Genomic DNA, 19778 nt, shown 5'->3' on the forward strand with positions numbered 1-19778 from the left:
TTTGGCAATCTTGTTAACCACAAATCAGGGATGTATTACCATGCTAAAAAAATGGATGCCTATCATGGCGACGACTCTCGTAATTGGCCTAAGCGGCTGTGCATCAACCCAAGAGTCAGAAGTAGAAACCACCGCCGACAACAGCAGCAACAAGGCTAGCCAGCAATGTAAGCGAGTACGCTCGACAGGCTCAAATATTGGCCGTTGTCAAAAATAACCTGCTCGTCGTCCATAAAAAAAGCACTGCCTAAGCAGTGCTTTTTTGTACCTGAACTAATGTCAGCCAGAATCAGGTCTCGGCCGAGTGTTTCAAGCGGCGGCCATAGATAAGCAGGTAGAGAGCCGGCAGCACGAACAGCGACAGCAGCGGCGCGGTGATCATGCCCCCCACCATAGGCGCGGCGATCTTCTGCATCACATCGTTACCAGACCCGGCGCCCCACATGATAGGCAGGAGGCCGAAGAAGATGGTCGCCACCGTCATAGCCTTGGGACGAATGCGCATCACGGCGCCTTCTATCAGCGCCTCCTTGAGATCCGCCACATACTCGTAGCCACCTGTGTCTTGACGATGCTTGATGGCATTGTTGAGATAGACCAACATCACCACCCCAAACTCAGCCGCCACCCCGGCGAGGGCAATCATCCCCACCGCCACTGCCACCGACATGTTGAAGTCGAGGGCAAACAGCAACCAGGTGCTACCCACCAGGGCAAAGGGCAGGCTTAGCATGATGATCGAGGCCTGGAGCGGCGAGCCAAAGGTCATCATCAGCAGGATAAAGATCACCCCAAGCGCCATAGGAATCACCTTCTTCAGCTTGGCATCGACCCGCTGCATATACTCATACTGGCCGGCGAAGTTGTAGCTGTATCTCGGTGGCACCTTGAGCTGCTGATCCAGCGCCGCCTTGGCCTCCTTAATATACTCGCCGATGGAGGTGTCTTGAATGTCCACAAACACCCATGAGATCAGGCGGCCGTTCTCGCTCTTGAGCATAGGCGCACCGTCGGTGATCTCGATATCCGCCAGGTTACGCAGCGGCAGATAGTGACCCGACTTAGTGATCACCGGCAACTCCCTGAGCTTCTCGATATTGTCCCTCAGCGCACGAGGATAACGCAGGTTGATCGGGTAACGCTCTGCTCCCTGAATCGACTCGCCTATGTCCATGCCGCCGATGGCATAACGCACCACATCCTGAATGTCGGTCAGGGTCATGCCGTAGCGCGAGGCCACATCGAGCTTGGGCGTGATATCAACATAGCGGCCACCGCCCACCCGCTCGGCATAGGCAGACTTGGTGTTGGGCAGCTGACTGAGGATCGCCTCGATATCGGCGCCCACCTTCTGCAGCTCGTTGACGTCGGCGCCGGTTATCTTGATCCCCACAGGGGTCTTGATACCGGTCGAGAGCATGTCGATACGGGTCTTGATTGGCTGCACCCAGGCATTCGTCAAACCTGGCACCTTCACCGTCTTCTGTAGCTGGTCGATCACCCCCTGCAGGTCGACGCCCTCACGCCACTCCTCTCTTGGCTTGAGCATGATAGTGGTTTCCAGCATGGTGAGCGGCGCGGGGTCGGTCGCCGTCTCGGCGCGTCCCACCTTACCGAATACCCGACTCACCTCGGGCACCGTCTTAATCAGCCTGTCGGTCTGTTGCAGCACCTCTGCCGCCTTACTGGCGCTTATACCAGGCAGTGCCGTCGGCATATAGAGGAGATCCCCCTCCTCCAGCTCTGGCATGAACTCGCTCCCCATATTGGTCACAGGATACCAGGCGCTACCCAGGGCGATGACTGCCAGCATCAGGGTGATCTTGGGGAAACGCAGCACCAGCTTGAGCGCCGGCTTGTAGAGGGCGATCAGCACACGACTGATAGGGTTGCTGGTCTCCTTGGGGATCTTGCCGCGAATAAAGTAGCCCATCAGGATAGGCACTAAGGTGATCGACAGAATCGCCGCCGCGGCCATGGCGAAGGTTTTGGTGTAGGCCAGCGGACTGAACAGGCGGCCCTCCTGGGCCTCCAAGGCAAACACGGGCACGAAACTTAGCGTGATGATCAGCAGCGAGAAAAACAGCGCCGGACCCACCTCTATGGAGGCCTTGGCGACTATGTGCCAATGCTCCTTGTTGTCCGGATCCCTGCGGTACTCGTCCTTGAAGTGCTCAAGGTGCTTGTGCATGTTCTCGATCATCACGATGGCGCCATCCACCACGGCGCCGATAGCGATAGCGATACCGCCCAGACTCATGATGTTGGCGTTCACCCCCATCTTATTCATCACGATGAAGGCGATCAGAATCGACAGCGGCAGGGTGATCACAGCAACCAGGGTCGAGCGTGCATGGAGCAGGAACAGCAGACACACCAGGCCCACCACCAGCATCTCTTCGATCACCTTGTGGAACAAGTTGTCCACCGACTCGTTGATCAGCTCAGATCTGTCATAGGTGGGGATGATCTCCACCCCTTGGGGCAGGCCCGCCTTTAGCTGCTCAAGCTTGGCCTTGACCGCATCTATGGTAGCCAGGGCGTTCTCGCCGTAGCGCATCACTATGATGCCGCCGACGACCTCACCTTCGCCATCGAGCTCGGCAATGCCCCGCCGCGAAGCAGGCCCCTTACGCACGGTCGCCACATCTTTGAGTAGCAGCGCGGTGCCCGACGGACTGGTGACCCCCAGAGGGATCTCCCTGAAATCATCTAGGGTCTGACGATAGCCCTTGGCGCGCACCATATACTCGGCCTCGGCCATCTCGATCACTGAGCCGCCCGCCTCGGTATTGGACTTGTTGATGGCGTTCTTCACCGCGGCAATGTCCAGCTTATAGATAGCCAGCTTGTCGGGTTCGATCACTATCTGGTAGGTCTGTTCCATGCCGCCGACGGTCGCCACCTCGGACACCCCGGCCACGCTCTGCAGCTCCAGCTTGAGGTACCAGTCTTGCAGGCTCTTGAGCTGAGAGAGATCCAGGTTGCCGGAGCGATCCACCAGGGCATACTCATAGATCCAGCCTACGCCCGAGGCATCAGGCCCCAGCGATGGCTGTAGCCCCTGGGGCAAGCGACTGCTGACCTGACTCAGGTATTCCAGCACGCGGGAACGCGCCCAGTAGATATCCGTGCCATCTTCGAAGATCACATAGACATAAGAGTCACCGAAGAAGGAGTAGCCGCGCACCGTCTTGGCGCCGGGCACCGCCAACATGGCGGTCGACAGGGGATAGGTCACCTGCTCCTCCACCAGCTTGGGCGCCTGACCCGGATAAGGCGTCTTGATGATCACCTGCACGTCCGACAGATCCGGCAGCGCATCCAGGGGGGTCTTTCTCAGCTCCTGCACGCCCCAGGCGGTGATCATCAGGGCGATGATCAACACCATCAATCGCTGGGCGATGGAGGCCTCGATAATTTTCTTTAACATAGCGCCCCCTAGTGCTGATGACCGCTGCTAAGACGCATCAGGCTGCCCTTAAGGCTCGCCTCTGAATCGAGCAGGAACTGACCCGAAGTTACCACCTGTTCGCCCTCGCTGATGCCGCTTAGGATCTCCGCCTTGCCCTGAGACATCATGCCGACGGCGACCTTGCGGGCCAGGAAGCTGCCGTCACCCTGCTTGACGATGACGCGATTCTCTTTACCCGTCTGAATAAGGGCTTCCTGCGGGATCACCAGCACATCCTCGTTCGGGCCACCGTAGATCTCTATCTTGGCCAGGGTATTGGGGCGCAGTGCCACCTCGTTGTTGGCCAGCACGATACGCACTCTAAGGCTGCGGGTCACGGGATCCAGCTCGGGATAGATGTAGTCTATCTTGCCCTCGATCCCCTTGAGCCCCATGGCGGGCACTGAGACCTCTGTTGGTTGTCCTGTGGCGAGCCAGCTCTGCTCGTTCTCGAACACGTCGGCGATCACCCACACCTTAGAGAGGTCCACCACAGACATCACCTCCGTGGCCGGTTGAATATACATGCCATCACGCACAGCCAGCGCCTTAACGATGCCGTCTGCCTTAGCATAGAAGGGCACCCGATACTGGGTCTGTTTGGTCTTGGCCAGCCGTTTGATCTGTGACTGATTCATTCCCAGCAACTCGAGGCGCAGTCCCGCCTTGCGTACCAGGTCTTGATAGTTGCGGCTCTCCTTGGAGCTCTGCAGGCTGCTGAGCGCCAACAGGTAATCGTCCTGGGCATTGATCAGATCCGGTGAGTAGATCTCATACAAGAGCTGCCCCTTGGTGATCTTGTCGCCCACTGAGGTGATGGCCAGCTTCTCGATCCAGCCGTTGACCCTGGCATGCACATGGTTGATCTGGCTCTCGTCGTAGCCTATCTGACCCACTGTCTGCACGAACTTCCACAGGGTATCTTTCTCCGCCTTGGCGACCTTAAGCGCCAGGGCCTGCTGCATGCTGCCGGAGACATCTATCTCGATCTGCTGGCTATCTGCCGACATCTCCACCTTCTCCAGGTTCATGCCGCAGATAGGACAGGTGCCGGGCACATCACTGACGATATGGGCGTGCATGGGGCAGACATATTTGATCGACGGCTCACCTGTGAGCGGGGCGGGCTTAGCCTGGGCCAGCGGGTCGTGTTGGCTGTGGTCCATCTCGGGCTGCGCCTTGGTGCTGGTCGACTCCTCTTCCTCCTCGGCCACCAGGAACATGTTGCACTTAGGACAGCGACTGCCGGGCTCGTGGCTGGTCTCTTCCGGATGCATGGGGCAGACATAGGTCTTCGCCTCATGCTCGGCCGCCCCAGTTGTTTCACTTGTCTCGCTTTCCTGCTCTACCAAGAACATGTTGCACTTAGGGCAGCGACTGCCGGGCTCGTGGCTGGTCTCTTCCGGATGCATGGGGCAGACATAGGTCTTCTCCTCATGCTCGGCCGCCCTAGTTGTTTCACTTGTCTCGCTTTCCAGCTCTACCAGGAACATGTTGCACTTAGGGCAGCGACTACCAGGCTCGTGGCTGGTCTCTTCCGGGTGCATGGGGCAAACATAGGTCTTCTCCCCAACTTGATGTTCATGAGCCGCATGGCTCTGGGTGGCCTTGGCCTCGAGCGCCTGGGTATGGCCCAGCTGCGGAGTCGCCACCATAAAAAGACTCAAAAGATAAGCGAGCTTTTGGCCTCTGTTATTCGAATTTACCTGACTCATAATGCCTCATCTCCACTCAAAAACTAGTGATGCTTGTGGCCGCTATCGGCACTCGCCACAGGCTCGAGGAACATGCCACACTTAGGACATGAATCCCCTTTCGCCCCCTTCACTTCGGGATGCATGGGGCAGTGATAGCCCTGCTTGGCCATCTGATGTTTATGCTTAGGACAGTTGTCGCATGACTTGCCGGCCTTTGCCGTCTTGGCCTGCTCCAGGTTCATGCCGCACTTAGGGCAGGTATCTCCCTTGGCGCCTTTCACCTCAGGGTGCATAGGACACTCGTAACCGCCAGCCTTATCGGCCTTGGCATGCTGATGGTGAGGACACTTGTCGCAATCCTTGCCATGATGTTTAGCCATGGCATGGTGCGCCGCTGGCTCAAGGTTCATGCCGCATTTAGGGCAGGTATCGCCCTTGGCGCCTTTCACCTCAGGATGCATAGGGCAGTCATAACCTTGTTCGGCCGCCGCAGCATGATGCTGCTCGGCGAAGGCCATTGGGGCCGTGCTCACAAAGATAAACGCAGTTAAAATCAGACTGATCAGGGTTTTCATCTATGGACTCCATCAAAGGATGACCGCATAAAACGCGCAACACTTAGGCGGCTTAAGCCTAAAGCAGTTAAATTAAGCTAATTAATATGCGGCTAATATAATTCATTTTTCGTTTAACATCGGTGAAGTAAATATTGAGGCGCACCCAGCAGTTGGAAAACTCCAAGGCAGAGGGATCAATTACGCCAATACACCTAGCAAAACATTTAATAAAACAAAAAGGGTTATCGATTTAAGCTCGGGCAGCCGTCAACCGGGCGCCAAAGGAGATCAGGCGATCGGCGGTCGGAAGGCTGAGCCTAAAGAGATAGAGTGGAAATGAGGCATTTGAGTGGCCAGGATAGACTCGGAACCGGCTACGCCAGGCCAGGGCGTAACGGTAAACAGCGTGCCTGTCACGGAGATCACCACGCAGTGATTACAATCTCCCTTGCAAAATCCTTTGCCTTCACAACAATGCTGAGCAGCGGGAAGCACATTTTGCTCATCATCGCAGCAGTGAGATTGCATCTTCGCGTTATCATCATGACAGTTAGCGCCATTATTCATCTGCATCATAGGCTGCTCATCCGCCTGCGCATAAGAGACCATAGCCATACCATTAGCCATTAACACCTGGCCCAGCAGAGCGAGCAGTGTTATGACGACTAATGTGTGGTGCCTAAGCGTACGACGCATGGTGTAACCCTATAATGAGATGATCCAAGTCTACCACGATATCCAGATTGGGCCTTGATAAAACTCACATTTCCAGAAAATCAAGGCCCTGCCTCAGTACCGTCTTACTGTGCTAACCAGATCTTTTCCATCAGCTGTTGATGACTCATCAGGGTTAATTCCTGTTGCTGGCCACTTTGTGACACCAGACGGGCCGTAGGCGCGCTGATAAAGGCCTGGGCATCTTGCTCTGTCACTATCTCGGGCAACACCAGACGATAGGCTTCGTCGCCTTCGACATCTAAGGTGAGGTAGAGGGGCTCAGAGGTGAACCAGGCGCCGGAATCGTCGGCGTTATCGGCAAAGATGTCACGGTACACCAGCTCGACCAGTTGTTTACCCGCTCCCAGGCTAAGCACGCTCTGCTCATGGCCCACTCGAACGTCCCCACCCTGCACCTCTAGTTCATCGGGTAGGGTTAGGCTGGCGGCACTGGCGGTGTTAACTAATGTAAGGGCAACAAAGGCGGCAAACAGGCTGCTAAAGAAATGACGTGTTTTCATAATCGACTCCCATCAGGCACAGGCCTGACAAATTGGTACTTTTCTTAGCCACGCCAACTTAGATTAGCGGCGCGGCAGATTCATGTTCATGTGCGTTACGCGAATTGAAGACGAACCATTAACCAATGGGAGGGGGAGATAGGGGAGTCAGATCGGCGGTCTGTAAAGACCAGGCAGAGATGACGATAGGACCAGACAGGGGATGAATGGTCAGTGAGGGCACTGCGGCGCTCAGGTTGCCAAGAGTCGAGGCGCAGTGGGTCATACAATCGCCAGGGCCCATGGCGGCACACAGGGCCTCACAGTCCACCAGCTCACTGCCAGCCGACATCTTGCACGGCTCACCCTGATGAGACATAGGCATCTGCCCACTCACAGCCCCATGGCTTGCCTGCGCCACATCCAGGCTCATATCCATGTGCTTATCGAGAGCCATCTCCATCTGACCACCATGCATCAACGACATGAGAGCACTGGGCATGGCCATGGCTGGTGTCAGAATAAACTGACCCAGGAGGGCGATGATCAATACAAACTTGCCAAGGATACGTGTCATATAAATTGCAAAGATGTCGTTAATTGAACCGGGATTACCATGATAGACAGTCGGCTTTAAAAAAGGTTCACGGCCAGTTAAATTATTTTCCGGCTGCGCGAACAATCGTCATATTAGCGATAGATAATCACCCTATAAAATCCAACAAAATCATTACTAAATAGTAAAAATCGGCACAAACTTGTTATGTGCCAGGCTTTACTATAACTTTAGTAATTGCGCATATATTATGAGCAATTTCACAAAATCTTGCTTATGTAAGATAGAGTTAGAGCTAGCTCTCATTTTACAGTTTTAAAGCCAGATCAAGTGGCGTCTTCTGGTTATACTCTCAGCTACAGAGATGCATTAAATATAATAGATATAATAAACATATTATTTTGGAGATAGAGTGATGAACTGGCGTGCACTATTCAAACCTAGCGCGAAATACTCAATATTTGCCCTACTCGTGGTGGGTATTGTAGTCGGTGTTGTGGGCTACTTTGCGACACAACAAACTTTACATGCAACCAGTACAGATGAGTTCTGTATGTCTTGCCACAGCAACCACTCTCTGAAAGATGAAGTGATGGCTTCGGCTCACGGCGGCGGACGTGCCGGTGTGACTGTACAGTGTCAAGACTGTCACTTGCCACACGGCCCAGTTGACTACCTGATCAAGAAGATCATCGTATCTAAAGATCTATACGGCTTCCTGACTATCGACGGTTTCAACACTCAAGAGTGGTTGGATGAAAACCGTAAAGAGCAAGCCGACCTGGCACTTAAGTACTTCCGCGCTAACGACAGCGCTAACTGTCAGCACTGTCACACTCGTATCTACGAGAACCAGCCAGAAACCATGAAGAAGATGGCGAAGAGAATGCACGCCAACAACTTCAAGAAAGCAGCTGACAAGCGTAAGACCTGTGTAGACTGTCACAAAGGCGTCGCTCACCCTTACCCAAAGGGCAAATAAAACAGCCTGGCGCTCAATAAACGAAAAAGCCTCACACTGTGAGGCTTTTTTTGTATATGACGGCCAACGTATTTATCCCCGCTGGCCCATCCCACAAACCTAAGATGGCCTAATAGGGAATATATTCACGCCAAATGGTCGAGCCCTAATCCGCCTTCGGCAGGCTGACATAGGTGCCCTGAAACAGGGCGCAGCACTGCTCGCCGCAATAGAGGGCCACCTCCAGCTTCACCTTGGCCCGTTTCCCCTGCCCCAGCACACTTAGATCTGTTTCAGGCCAACTTACCCGGGCCTCGGGCGATTCCCCCACGGGCGCCAGGTAGCGAATGTCAGCCTGTCCCAGTACGATATCGCCCTCGACACAAGCCAGGCGCTGTTGCAGCCATACCATACCCCAGCCAGTGAGGGTCATCAGGGTATAGATGCTGCCGGCAAACATGGTGTGGTGCAGGTTGATGTTAGGCGCTAGCGGCGCACTCACGCTCAGCGTCTTATCTTGATAGGCTCCCGGCGCTATCTGCATGAAGGCACTGACAGGAATCGTCTGGTGCCAGGTGCGCCGCAGCTCACCGAGTAATGCCTGTATCTCCTGCCGCTCTTCTGTCTCTTCTATAGCTTCTATCTTGGGCGTCATGATCACACCTGCAGATTAAAGGTGACCGGGCCGTCGTTGACCAGGCTGACCTGCATGTCGGCGGCAAACTCCCCGGTCTGCACTGCTACCCCCTGGGCGGCGCAGTAATCCACGAAGGCCTGATAGAGCTGCTTCGCCTGCTCCGGGGTACCTGCGCCGGAAAAGCTCGGGCGCAGGCCACGGCCGGTATCGGCGGCCAGGGTAAACTGAGACACCACCAGGAGACTGCCGCCCACCTGCTTGAGGTTGAGGTTCATCTTACCGGCCTCGTCGCTAAACACGCGGTAACTCATCACCTTAGTGGCAAGCTTCTCCATCTTGGCCAGATCGTCTTCACGCTCGACCCCCAACAATACCAGCAGCCCCTTATCGATGGCGCCTATGGTCTGGCCATCCACATCTACCTTGGCCTGTTTGACTCTCTGTATTAAGGCTATCACTGGCCCCTCGACTCCTCTGCTTTACGTATCTCAAGGTTTAGTTTGCCGACATCACCGGGATGGGTTTGATCAGCTGCTCGGCGGTATTTGGCATCGCCTGACCCACACGCAAGAGTGCATCGTCGATCCAGATAAGGAAACGACGCAGCTCCTCCAACTCAAGGGTGTCGACAAAGGTCGCCGCCCCCTGCACCTGAATCACCTTGCCCTCCTCCCTCAGGGTGAACTTGGCAAAGTTGAGCTTATGATTCAGAGTACCTATGAGTACCATCAGCTCCTGGGACCCCACCAACTGAGGGCTCACCGCGTAGAACCGGCTGGCCAGGATGCGGTCTATCCCCTCAGGGTTTAGGCTCGGCTGCAATACAAACTGATGCTGGCCCAGCTGCACGCCCACCTTATTCGGCCCGACCTTCTTAGCCAGATAGTTCTTGTTGATCAGCGACACCAGCAGAGCATCGGCGGCCAGTTCGTTACTCATGCCACTAAAATAGACCCGCTCAGGCACAGGCTGAGGGGTACGCTCGGTGGCCAACACTTGGGTAGCTAACACTTGGTTGCACATCATCAGCGCCAACACGCTAGTTAGTATCTTCTTCATCACTCGGCTTCCTCTCAGCTATTGCTCGTTACTCGTTTGCTCTCTTTTCATCGACGCCACCATGCGTCGATACCAAATTAGGGGAACTGCCGGTGGCCAAATATCGTCCCATCTGAGTCACCGCCTCGGCGACCGCCCGGCACATCTTGTCGTCGGCGAGAGTATGATAGCCCCCCTTAACTAGACGCGACCTTAATAGTTCGGGGCCGTGATGCTCGAGAAACTCATCCACCAGGCGCTGGGGGCAGACCCAGTCCAGCTCCCCCTGCAGTATAATGGTGGGACAGGTGAGATCGCCGCCCACCCGCTTCATCAGTTGATAGCCACCGAAATAATCGTTGCGGGCATAATGCAGTTCCACCCTCGCCAGCGCGCCCCCCTGTTCGGCGAGGGCCTCACTCAGCTCAAACCCCGGCACAGCCAGGGCCAGCTCCCAGCCGAGCCAGCGCATCACGCTCTGCCTACGCACCTCGGGATCGGGATGGTTAAAGCTGTCGGTAAAATGGCTAAACAGGCTATCGAGTGTATCACCGTTGCCAGCGGCAAACTCCCGATACTGGCTGGAGAAGATCTGCGCCGCACCGCCACGGCCGTAGAGCCACAGCATCCCCTCGTCGGAAGGGATAAACATGCCCCAATAGATCTGCGACAACACCCGCTCGGGATAGATGCAGCTATAGAGATAGCCCAGGGTCGCACCGAAGGAGCCCCCCAGCAGGCACCAGGCCTCGACGCCCGCCCAGTGACGCACCCGCTCGATATCCTTCACCAGGCTGGGAAAATCGTTATTAGCCACCTCACCGCAGGGCTTAGAACGCCCCGCCGCGCGCTGGTCCAGCAGATAGATGTGAAAGCCGCGGTCGATAAACAGCCGCAGCTCCTGGGGATTACAACCCGCCCCGGGCCCGCCATGAAGATAGAGCACAGGGATCCCCTGGGGATCACCATATTGCGCCAGAAACAGCTGGTGCCCCTCGCCGACATGGATCCAATCCTGTCGGATCAGCGGATGTGACTTAGCGGGGCTCACCCTTTGTGCTCATCTAAATGTTCCTCCGACTCATCGTCCGCCAGCTCCTTATTCACCAGGTCCATCAAACGCTTGTCGAGATACTCAGGCATGGCCGCGGTGATCTCGGCGCCGATCAGCACGATAATCCAGGAGAGATATACCCACATAAACAGGATAGGAATGGTCGCCAGCGCCCCATAGATAGCCTCATAGGCGGGGAATTCGGTGAGATAGAGGGCAAAGCCCTTCTTACCCAGCTCAAACAACAGGGCCGCCACTATGGCGCCCAGCAGGGCGTGAAAAAACTTCACCTTGGTATTAGGCACCACCATGTAGATCAGCAGGAAGGTAGCCACAGAGAAGAACATGGGCAGGCGCTCAACCAAGAGGGGCACCACGCCGCTAAGATCCGTGCCGCTAAACAGCTTGAGCGACACAACATAAGAGGTGGCCACCAGGCTGGCGCCCATCAATACGGGCCCCAGGGTCAGTACCATCCAGTACATGGAGAAGGAGACCACCATGGGGCGCTTCTCCGTGGTGCGCCAGATACCGTTGAGGGACTTGTCTATGTTGGAGATCAGCAGAATAGCCACCACCACCAGGGCGCCGATACCCACGGCCGTGCCCTTGGAGGCGTTGGCCACAAACTCGTTGATATACATCTGCACGCTGTCGCCGGCAGAGGGGATAAAATTCTCGTAGATGAAGGTCTCGATATGGCTGCGGATCCCCTTAAACACTGGGAATGCCGACAGCATAGACATGGTCACTGCCACCATAGGTACCAGAGAGAGCAAGGTAACGTAAGCCAGGTGACCCGCCCGCATATTTATCTGGTCTTCCGTGATCCGCTGTTTTAGATGTATCATGAATTGCCAGATACCCAGCATGATCGAACGAAGCAGGCTCACATCTATTTTATTTATCACGTTATTCTCTTGATTCAAGTAGGGTTAACTGCGTATCTTGGTACATTAAGATTACAAGTTTAAAGACACTAGATACAAGTGTAAGGAAGAAATTGATGTCCCAACAAGGTTCGGCCGGCAACGTGATTGCCGCCATCGCAAGTTTCTTTTTCCCTGGCCTGGGCCAATTAGTACAAGGACGCATCCTGGCGGCACTCCTCTTCTGTGTCGTCACCATAGTGGGCTATGCCCTGTGGTGGTTGATCGTCCCTGCCATCATAGGCGGTATCGCTCACCTGTGGAGCATCATAGACGCCGCTAAATTCAAGGCCGACTAACCGTCTAACAAGGAAATCGTCAGGATGAAAAAGCTATTAACTGCAGCAGCCCTTGGCGCCGTCGTCATGCTCAGCGGCTGTCAGAGCGCCTACTATGGTGCCATGGAGAAGGTGGGCTACCATAAACGCGACATCATGGTGGATCGCGTCAATGACGCCAAGGAGTCCCAAGAGGAGGCTCAGGAGCAATTTAGCTCGGCCCTGGAGGAGATGCAGGCCCTGCTCAACCACGATGGTGGCGATCTGCAGAGCGCCTACGAGAAGGCCAGGGATGAGTACGAGTCGTCCCAGGAGGCCGCCGACGAGGTAAGCAACCGAATCGACAAGGTAGAAGATGTGGCCGAGGCGCTGTTTGACGAATGGCAGGCAGAGATTGGCGAGATCAGCAAGGCCAGCCTGCGTCGCAGCAGCGAAACCAAGTTGCGCGAAACCCGCCGCTCCTACGAACAGCTGGTGCGCACCATGCGCCGCGCCGAAAGCAAGATGCCACCCATCTTGACCGCCATGAAAGACAACATGCTCTACCTCAAGCATAACCTCAACGCCCAGGCCATAGGTGCCATCAAGGGCGAGTTTGCCAGCCTGCAGACAGATATCTCCAGCCTGATCAAAGAGATGAACAAGTCGATTGCCGAGTCCAACCGCTTCATCCAGTCGATGGAAGGCAATAAATAATCACAGAAAGCCCTAACCTTAGGGCTTTTTTTACTTCACCATTGCCGCAGAGCATCTTCCCATTCGGCCTCGCCCCAAGCTTTCAAAACCAACCTCACCTCATCCATTACAAGCTGCCAGCAAAGCTTATAGTTTAGGTTAAAGGTTCTTCAACTCACCTTTTGCTTACCCATCATACAATGACCTCATACAAACAGAACCCGGCCAATAGGTCACTCAATCAGCTTGATGAGGAAAAACAGATGTCAGCCAAACTACTCAAGATATTTACAGCCGCCAGTCTCAGTATTGTCATGATGACGGGTTGCAGCAGCCAACCTCACGAAATAGCATCCGAACAGCTAAGTGATCAGTTTAACAAGCAGTATCAGAGCTTGACCGTGATGGCCGCTCAAACCGATCCAACTTCGCGCAAGATGGTAGAAAACCTGCTGGCCGAAGACCTAAGTCAGCACCAAGTCAACGCAACACCGAGCTTCGTAAACTTGCCAGACACAGCTTCTATCACTGACGAGGCTGCACTTTCCGCCTACGCCGACAATCAGGCCAGCGAGGCGTTACTGATCATCAGTCTAACCGACGAGGGCTACAACTTTGGCTATGACGACTACTTGGAGCACCGTGGCTGGGTCTACATGCTCGGCGGCAAGCCGGGGGTCGGTACTCAGCTGGGCTCACTCATCTCCTGGGCGGGCTCAGGCCAACACAAACTGCATGTTCAGGTCTACGACAAGCAGGCCAAGCAAACCGTCTGGCAGGCCGACATAGATGCAAAAGATAGCGGCTCAGAGGTGCAGAACATTCAAGCACTGACCCGCTTCGTCATCGACGAGATGCAGGCTCGCGCCATCATCCAATAACCTCTCCCTTTGGCTGGCACACGAGTGTCAGCCTTTTTTTATCCCCGCTTGTCCATGCCCACTTTTCTATTCCCGTTTTTTTAACGCCACTAGGACCAAGATCACCTAAATTCACAGCCAATCAGGCTTTTTAGCGAGCCAGCGCACACAAGTGAAACCCTGTCAGAACTCTTCCCCCGACCCTTGACTCTCACCTATATCCGCCTCCTAACTGGTTATTGGCAATGAGTTTTATCGAATCCCTGACCCTGACACTGGCCCTGCTCTACACCTGCAGCCTGCTCTATTGGAGCGGCAAACGCTGGGGCGCCGTGGTAAGCGCTGCCTCCCTGCTGGGCGCGGCACTGGTCACCCTCTACTGGCCACTGTTTATCGCCCTGCTGCTCGCCGCCGGCGTGCTGGCCCTAGCTCACAGACATCAGAGCGATCTCGTCAAGGGGGAGGTGCGCGCTAACACGCTCAGGGAGGGGATACAGCACCTGCTGGCGCTCTCCATCTTGCTGGTTGGCATCCAGTACGCGGCCAACGCCGTCATGCTCAAGCTGGGCATCACCCCCTACCTGATGCGGCCCGACGTGGGCGATGCCTTCCTGCCCATCGCCGGTGCCATAGAACTTAAGGCGATCCTCACTCTGGGCATCTGGGATCAGACCCATCCGGCCGCCGCCGTGATGCTGGCCGTGGTGATCCTCACCGGCTTGCTGTGCAAACGCGCCTTCTGCGGCTGGGCCTGCCCATTGGGGCTCGCCGGCGAATATCTGTATAAGCTGAGAAAGCGCTTCATCAAGCGTGAATTGCTGCCGCCGGCCTGGCTCGACTGGCCGCTACGCATGCTCAAATACCTGTTGCTTGCCGGTCTGCTCTATATCGTGCTCGGCATGCCCTCGGCGAGTATTCCCCACTATCTCGAAGGCAACTACCATAAGATCGCCGACCTTAAGATGGCGCTCTTCTTCGTCACCCCTGGGCTCATCACCCTGGCCTGTTTCGCCATGATACTGCTGCTGGCCGCCTGGCGTCGCCAGGGCTTCTGCCGTTACATCTGCCCCTATGGCGCCCTGCTTGGCCTCACCAGCTTCTTGAGTCCGTTTAAGATCCGCCGCAGCACCCAGCACTGCCTCATCGAAACCAAGGGGATGAACTGCGACAAGTGTACCCGCGCCTGCCCGGCCAACATCAAGGTGCATCAACAAGGCACGGTACGCTCGGACGAATGCCAGGCCTGCATGCGCTGCGTCTCCGCCTGTCCGAAACAGGAGGCACTGCACTTCAGCACCCGCAACGGCATCAAGCTCTCCGCCCGTGGCCTCACCATCATGCTGTTACTGCTGCTGTTTATGATCCCGCTGATCGCCTATGTAGGGGGATTCTGGGTCAGCCAGACGCCGACCGAGATTCGGATGTATTTGATACAACATTTGGGGTCAATTGGGCATTGATGCCCTTTGGGTAGGGGATACCCTTTTGGTTTGGGTGCCCCAGAGGGAGTGGTTATCTGAGCGGAAATTGAAGGTCTAACCTTCGCTGCAACCTATAGCCTGCGGCTCGCTTTTGTGCAGATACAGCTGCTACACGCCGCAAGCACTTATATGGACACCTCGGATAGATCAACATCCTTGTTTAACAGCCAGTTCGGCATCCATGCCTCTCGTTCGTGAGCTAGAAGCTACGCTTCACTCACCGTGCTAAAAGAGTGCTTGCACATCCCTCGCCGGGCAGGCGATAGGTTAACCATGCGGCCTTGGTGTCAAATAACTCAGCTAAACAACTGTATGAGCCAGAAGCTCAAAGGCTAAAATCCACCACATCCCCCTCTGGACAGGCGATAAATGAGCCATCCAGTTACGGAAGCAAACACCATCACTAAACTCCTGTTCAGGTAAATGCTAACAAAAAGATGCCTATGGCTCCCCAGCTGCACCTGCCGCACCTGCCGCAGGCAATAGATTGACCACCAAGCCTTGGTGTTAAATAACTCAGCCAAACAACTGCATGAGCCAGAAGCTCAATAGCTAAAATCCAACTCATCCCTCGCCGGGCAGGCGATAGGTTAACCATGCAGCCATGGTGTCAAATAACTCAGCTATACACCCATATCATCTACGCCCCCTAAGGTATCCAACTTGGCGCCACGGCTGAATATCTGGCCAGCTTACGCCAGATACAAAAAACCCCGGCCATCTGCATGGTCGGGGTTTAGGGCTAATCGGCTGCACCTAAAAGGTGCGGGCCAAATTAAGCGTCTTTCGAGGCGCGGCTGGCACGCTTACGATCGTTCTCGGTCAGGTGACGCTTACGCACGCGGATGCTCAGCGGAGTCACTTCTACCAATTCGTCGTCATCAATGAACTCGAGCGCCTGCTCAAGAGTCATCTGAATGTGCGGTGTCAGTACCTGAGCTTCGTCGGTACCCGAGGCACGCATGTTAGTCAGCTGCTTACCTTTCAGACAGTTAACCGTTAGGTCGTTAGCACGAGAGTGGATACCCACTACCTGGCCTTCATAAACCTCGGCGGCGTGACCTATCATCAGACGACCACGGTCTTGCAGACCGAACAGGGCGAAGGTCAGTGCCTTACCGGTAGCGTTAGAGATCAACACACCGTTCTGACGCTGACCGATCTCACCGCCCTTCACTGGACCATAATGGTCGAATGAGTGGTAGATAAGGCCCGTACCTGAGGTGGCTGTCATGAACTCGGTTTGGAAACCGATCAGGCCACGGCTAGGAATGATGAAGTCGATACGGATACGACCCTTGCCATCTGGCTGCATGTCACGCATGTCAGCTTTACGGGTACCTAGCTTCTCGATAACCGCACCTTGATGCTCTTCTTCAACGTCTACGGTTAGGGTCTCGTATGGCTCACACTTCTCGCCGTCGATCTCTTTAACGATAACTTCTGGACGTGATACGGCCAGCTCGTAGCCTTCACGGCGCATGTTTTCGATCAGGATAGACAGGTGAAGCTCACCACGGCCAGATACGCGGAAACGATCCGGGCTCTCGGTCTCTTCGACGCGCAGTGCCACGTTGTGTACCAGCTCCTGCTGCAGACGCTCAAGGATGTTACGCGAGGTCACGTACTTACCTTCTTTACCGGCGAATGGCGAGGTGTTGACCTGGAAGGTCATGGTCAGTGTAGGCTCGTCCACTGACAGCGCAGGCAGGGCTTCGGCACTGCCCACGGCACAGATGGTATCAGAGATCTTCAGTTCACCCAGACCGGTAATGGCCACGATGTCGCCGGCATTTGCCTCTTCCACTTCGTGACGCTCCAGACCCATGTAGCCAAGTACCTGGCCGATCTTACCGTTACGTGTGGTGCCGTCGGCGCCCACTACGGTAACCTGCTGGTTCACCTTAACGCTACCACGCTTGATACGGCCAACGCCGATAACGCCCACGTATGAGTTGTAGTCCAGCTGAGAGATCTGCATCTGGAAGTCACCTTCGGCATCGGCGTCAGGTGAAGAAACCTTCTCGACGATAGTCTCGAACAAGGGTGTCATGTCTGCGCCAGTCTCTTCAGGATCCAGGGTAGCGAAACCGTTCAGTGCAGAGGCGTAAACGATTGGGAAGTCCAGCTGCTCGTCGGTAGCACCCAGGTTGTCGAACAGGTCGAATACCTGATCGATAACCCAATCGGGGCGAGCACCCGGGCGGTCGATCTTGTTGATCACTACGATAGGCTTAAGACCTTGCGCGAAGGCTTTCTTAGTCACGAAACGTGTCTGTGGCATAGGACCATCGACCGCATCAACTAGCAGTAGCACACAGTCAACCATAGAAAGAACACGCTCTACCTCACCACCGAAGTCGGCGTGGCCAGGGGTGTCAACGATGTTGATACGGTAATCGTTCCACTTGATGGCAGTATTCTTCGCCAGAATCGTGATTCCACGTTCCTTTTCAAGATCGTTGGAATCCATCACCCGCTCAGCGGCCTCTCCTCGAGTCTCAAGGGTTCCAGACTGTGCCAGCAACTTATCAACCAGGGTCGTTTTACCATGGTCAACGTGTGCGATAATGGCGATGTTACGTAAATTCTCTAACACGGATAAACCTCTTACCATCAAAAAAATAGGGTATTGATAACAGCCCTAATAATAGCTGTTGCAATAAAAAACGTGCCATTCTACTCTAGCCAGGGGCTCTCGCACAGGATTATTTTTTAGTCAGCTATGAATAGTCATGTTTATCATGGTGCGCACCATCTTGGTGAGTGCACCAATAAGAGGCATTTATTGCACCACAACAGTGCAATGCCGAGCTTCCCGTCACCCACCTTCTTTACAGTTCTCATAAAAATCAATACGTTAAACTTTTGGCACGAGTCTCGCTTTACTCATGCCAGAACCGCGTTGGTCGCAACGCTGAATGATATAAGAAGGGCATCCCCTCTACTCTACTCGGAGACTTTAGAATGTCAGTTGAATCAGTTTTACAACAACTAGAAGAACTTGAAGTTAAGTTTGTTGATTTGCGTTTTACCGATACTAAAGGTAAAGAGCAGCACGTATCTATTCCTGCTCACCAGGTTGATGCCGATTTCTTTGAAGACGGTAAAATGTTCGACGGTTCATCTATCTCTGGCTGGAAAGGTATTAACGAGTCAGACATGGTACTGATGCCAGATCCAACCACCTTCGTACTCGATCCGTTTACCGAAGAAACCACTGCCCTGATCCGCTGTGACATTCTCGAGCCGGGCACTATGACGGGTTACGACCGCGACCCACGCTCTATCGCTAAGAAGGCCGAAGAGTTCATGATCTCTACCGGCATCGCCGATACCGTACTCATAGGTCCCGAGCCAGAATTCTTCCTGTTCGAAGATGTTAAGTTCGGCACCGACATGTCTGGTAGCTTCTTCAAGCTAGATGCCAAGGAAGCGGCCTGGAACTCAGGCACTCACTACGAAGACGGCAACACAGGTCATCGTCCATTCGTGAAAGGCGGTTACTTCCCAGTGGCGCCGGTTGACTCTTCACAAGATCTTCGTAGCGCCATGTGTCTGGTACTGGAAGAGATGGGTCAAGTCGTTGAGGCGCACCACCACGAGGTGGCGACTGCCGGTCAGAACGAGATCGCGACTCGCTTCAACAAGTTGACTGAAAAGGCAGATGAAATCCAGATCCTTAAGTATGTGGTTCACAACATGGCCCACGCTTACGGCAAGACAGCGACCTTCATGCCTAAGCCGATCGTTGGCGACAACGGTAGCGGCATGCACGTTCACCAATCACTGGCTAAAGACGGTGTAAACCTCTTCGCTGGTGACAAGTATGCGGGTCTGAGTGAGACGGCGCTGTACTACATCGGTGGTATCATCAAGCACGCTCGCGCGCTGAACGCCTTCACTAACCCAAGCACCAACTCGTACAAGCGTCTTGTGCCTCACTTCGAAGCACCTGTCATGCTGGCCTACTCGGCACGTAACCGCTCTGCGTCTATCCGTATCCCAGTAGTACCAAGCCCTAAGGCACGTCGTATCGAGACTCGCTTCCCGGATCCAATGGCTAACCCATACTTGGCATTCGCTGCCCTGCTAATGGCTGGTCTTGACGGTATCCAGAACAAGATCCACCCAGGCGAAGCCATGGACAAAGATCTGTATGATCTGCCAGCCGAAGAAGCGGCAGAGATCCCACAGGTTGCAACCTCTCTGGAGAACGCACTGGAGAACCTGGATGCAGACCGTGAGTTCCTGACCAAAGGCGGCGTGTTCAGCAACGACTTCATCGATTCTTATATCGCACTGAAGACTGCCGAAGCCGAGAAAGTATCTCGCACTACGCACCCAGCCGAGTTCGAGCTGTACTACAGCCTGTAATCCTTGC

18 protein-coding genes are annotated in these 19778 nt (G+C 54.8%); 6 read left to right on the plus strand and 12 right to left on the minus strand.

Features of this window, described 5'->3' with window-relative positions; translation table 11 throughout:
• Positions 1-289: 289 nt before the first annotated feature.
• The 6 genes from GNT65_RS15115 to GNT65_RS15140 all read right to left on the minus strand — a co-directional run bounded on the left by GNT65_RS15115 (position 290) and on the right by GNT65_RS15140 (position 7502).
• Entirely contained in the window at positions 290-3433 is a 3144-nt protein-coding gene (locus GNT65_RS15115; RefSeq protein WP_160797673.1) for an efflux RND transporter permease subunit, read from the minus strand.
• A gap of 8 nt (positions 3434-3441) precedes the next feature.
• The gene (locus GNT65_RS15120) at positions 3442-5169 is read right to left on the minus strand and encodes an efflux RND transporter periplasmic adaptor subunit (RefSeq protein WP_160797675.1); all 1728 of its coding nucleotides are present in this window, start codon (positions 5167-5169) and stop codon (positions 3442-3444) included.
• Positions 5170-5192: 23 nt separating this feature from the next.
• On the minus strand, positions 5193-5726 hold the full coding sequence (locus GNT65_RS15125) for a heavy metal-binding domain-containing protein (RefSeq protein WP_160797677.1): 534 nt from the start codon (positions 5724-5726) through the stop codon (positions 5193-5195).
• Positions 5727-5996: 270 nt separating this feature from the next.
• Entirely contained in the window at positions 5997-6323 is a 327-nt protein-coding gene (locus GNT65_RS15130; protein ID WP_308196650.1) for a hypothetical protein, read from the minus strand.
• 185 nt (positions 6324-6508) lie between these two features.
• A complete protein-coding gene (locus tag GNT65_RS15135; protein ID WP_160797681.1) occupies positions 6509-6946 on the minus strand; it encodes a DUF2057 family protein in 438 nt (145 codons plus the stop codon).
• A 118-nt stretch (positions 6947-7064) separates the two neighbouring features.
• Positions 7065-7502 (minus strand): hypothetical protein, encoded by a 438-nt coding sequence (locus tag GNT65_RS15140; protein ID WP_160797683.1) that lies wholly within the window; start codon positions 7500-7502, stop codon positions 7065-7067.
• Positions 7503-7896: 394 nt separating this feature from the next.
• Between GNT65_RS15140 and GNT65_RS15145 the strand changes: the two genes are divergently transcribed.
• Positions 7897-8463, plus strand: coding sequence for a NapC/NirT family cytochrome c (locus GNT65_RS15145; RefSeq protein WP_160797685.1), 567 nt, complete (start codon positions 7897-7899; stop codon positions 8461-8463).
• A gap of 145 nt (positions 8464-8608) precedes the next feature.
• On the opposite strand, the gene GNT65_RS15150 is transcribed toward GNT65_RS15145, so the two are convergent.
• Genes GNT65_RS15150 through GNT65_RS15170 form a run of 5 tightly spaced genes read right to left on the minus strand, consistent with a single transcriptional unit; the run spans position 8609 to position 12043 of the window.
• Positions 8609-9097 carry a thioesterase domain-containing protein gene (locus GNT65_RS15150; RefSeq protein WP_160797687.1) on the minus strand — a complete coding sequence of 163 codons (489 nt, stop codon included), beginning with the start codon at positions 9095-9097 and terminating at the stop codon, positions 8609-8611.
• A gap of 2 nt (positions 9098-9099) precedes the next feature.
• Positions 9100-9537: a D-aminoacyl-tRNA deacylase gene (gene dtd / locus GNT65_RS15155; RefSeq protein WP_160797689.1), complete on the minus strand. Its 438-nt coding sequence runs from the start codon at positions 9535-9537 to the stop codon at positions 9100-9102.
• A 37-nt stretch (positions 9538-9574) separates the two neighbouring features.
• A complete protein-coding gene (locus tag GNT65_RS15160; RefSeq protein ID WP_160797691.1) occupies positions 9575-10138 on the minus strand; it encodes a hypothetical protein in 564 nt (187 codons plus the stop codon).
• Between the two features lie 28 nt (positions 10139-10166).
• Complete coding sequence (locus tag GNT65_RS15165; protein WP_160797693.1) at positions 10167-11168, minus strand: alpha/beta fold hydrolase; 1002 nt, start codon at positions 11166-11168, stop codon at positions 10167-10169.
• Positions 11165-12043, minus strand: a complete 879-nt coding sequence (locus GNT65_RS15170) for a virulence factor BrkB family protein (RefSeq protein ID WP_181006320.1) — start codon at positions 12041-12043, stop codon at positions 11165-11167. Before GNT65_RS15170 ends, GNT65_RS15165 begins: the two co-directional genes overlap by 4 nt.
• Before the next feature lie 134 nt (positions 12044-12177).
• Here GNT65_RS15170 and GNT65_RS15175 point away from each other — a divergent pair, with 134 nt between their 5' ends.
• The 4 genes from GNT65_RS15175 (at position 12178) to GNT65_RS15190 (ending at position 15373) form a co-directional block, all read left to right on the plus strand.
• The gene (locus GNT65_RS15175; protein WP_011867341.1) at positions 12178-12399 is read left to right on the plus strand and encodes a hypothetical protein; all 222 of its coding nucleotides are present in this window, start codon (positions 12178-12180) and stop codon (positions 12397-12399) included.
• A gap of 24 nt (positions 12400-12423) precedes the next feature.
• On the plus strand, positions 12424-13074 hold the full coding sequence (locus GNT65_RS15180; RefSeq protein ID WP_160797697.1) for a DUF2959 domain-containing protein: 651 nt from the start codon (positions 12424-12426) through the stop codon (positions 13072-13074).
• A 242-nt stretch (positions 13075-13316) separates the two neighbouring features.
• On the plus strand, positions 13317-13934 hold the full coding sequence (locus GNT65_RS15185; RefSeq protein ID WP_160797699.1) for a hypothetical protein: 618 nt from the start codon (positions 13317-13319) through the stop codon (positions 13932-13934).
• A 224-nt stretch (positions 13935-14158) separates the two neighbouring features.
• Positions 14159-15373 carry a 4Fe-4S binding protein gene (locus tag GNT65_RS15190; protein ID WP_160797701.1) on the plus strand — a complete coding sequence of 405 codons (1215 nt, stop codon included), beginning with the start codon at positions 14159-14161 and terminating at the stop codon, positions 15371-15373.
• A 796-nt stretch (positions 15374-16169) separates the two neighbouring features.
• On the opposite strand, the gene typA is transcribed toward GNT65_RS15190, so the two are convergent.
• Positions 16170-17993: a translational GTPase TypA gene (gene typA / locus GNT65_RS15195; RefSeq protein WP_338091784.1), complete on the minus strand. Its 1824-nt coding sequence runs from the start codon at positions 17991-17993 to the stop codon at positions 16170-16172.
• Positions 17994-18361: 368 nt separating this feature from the next.
• Between typA and glnA the strand changes: the two genes are divergently transcribed.
• Positions 18362-19771, plus strand: a complete 1410-nt coding sequence (gene glnA / locus GNT65_RS15200; protein WP_160797705.1) for a glutamate--ammonia ligase — start codon at positions 18362-18364, stop codon at positions 19769-19771.
• Positions 19772-19778 lie beyond the last annotated feature (7 nt).

The organism is Shewanella insulae (genome assembly GCF_009831655.1).
GTDB lineage: Bacteria > Pseudomonadota > Gammaproteobacteria > Enterobacterales > Shewanellaceae > Shewanella > Shewanella insulae.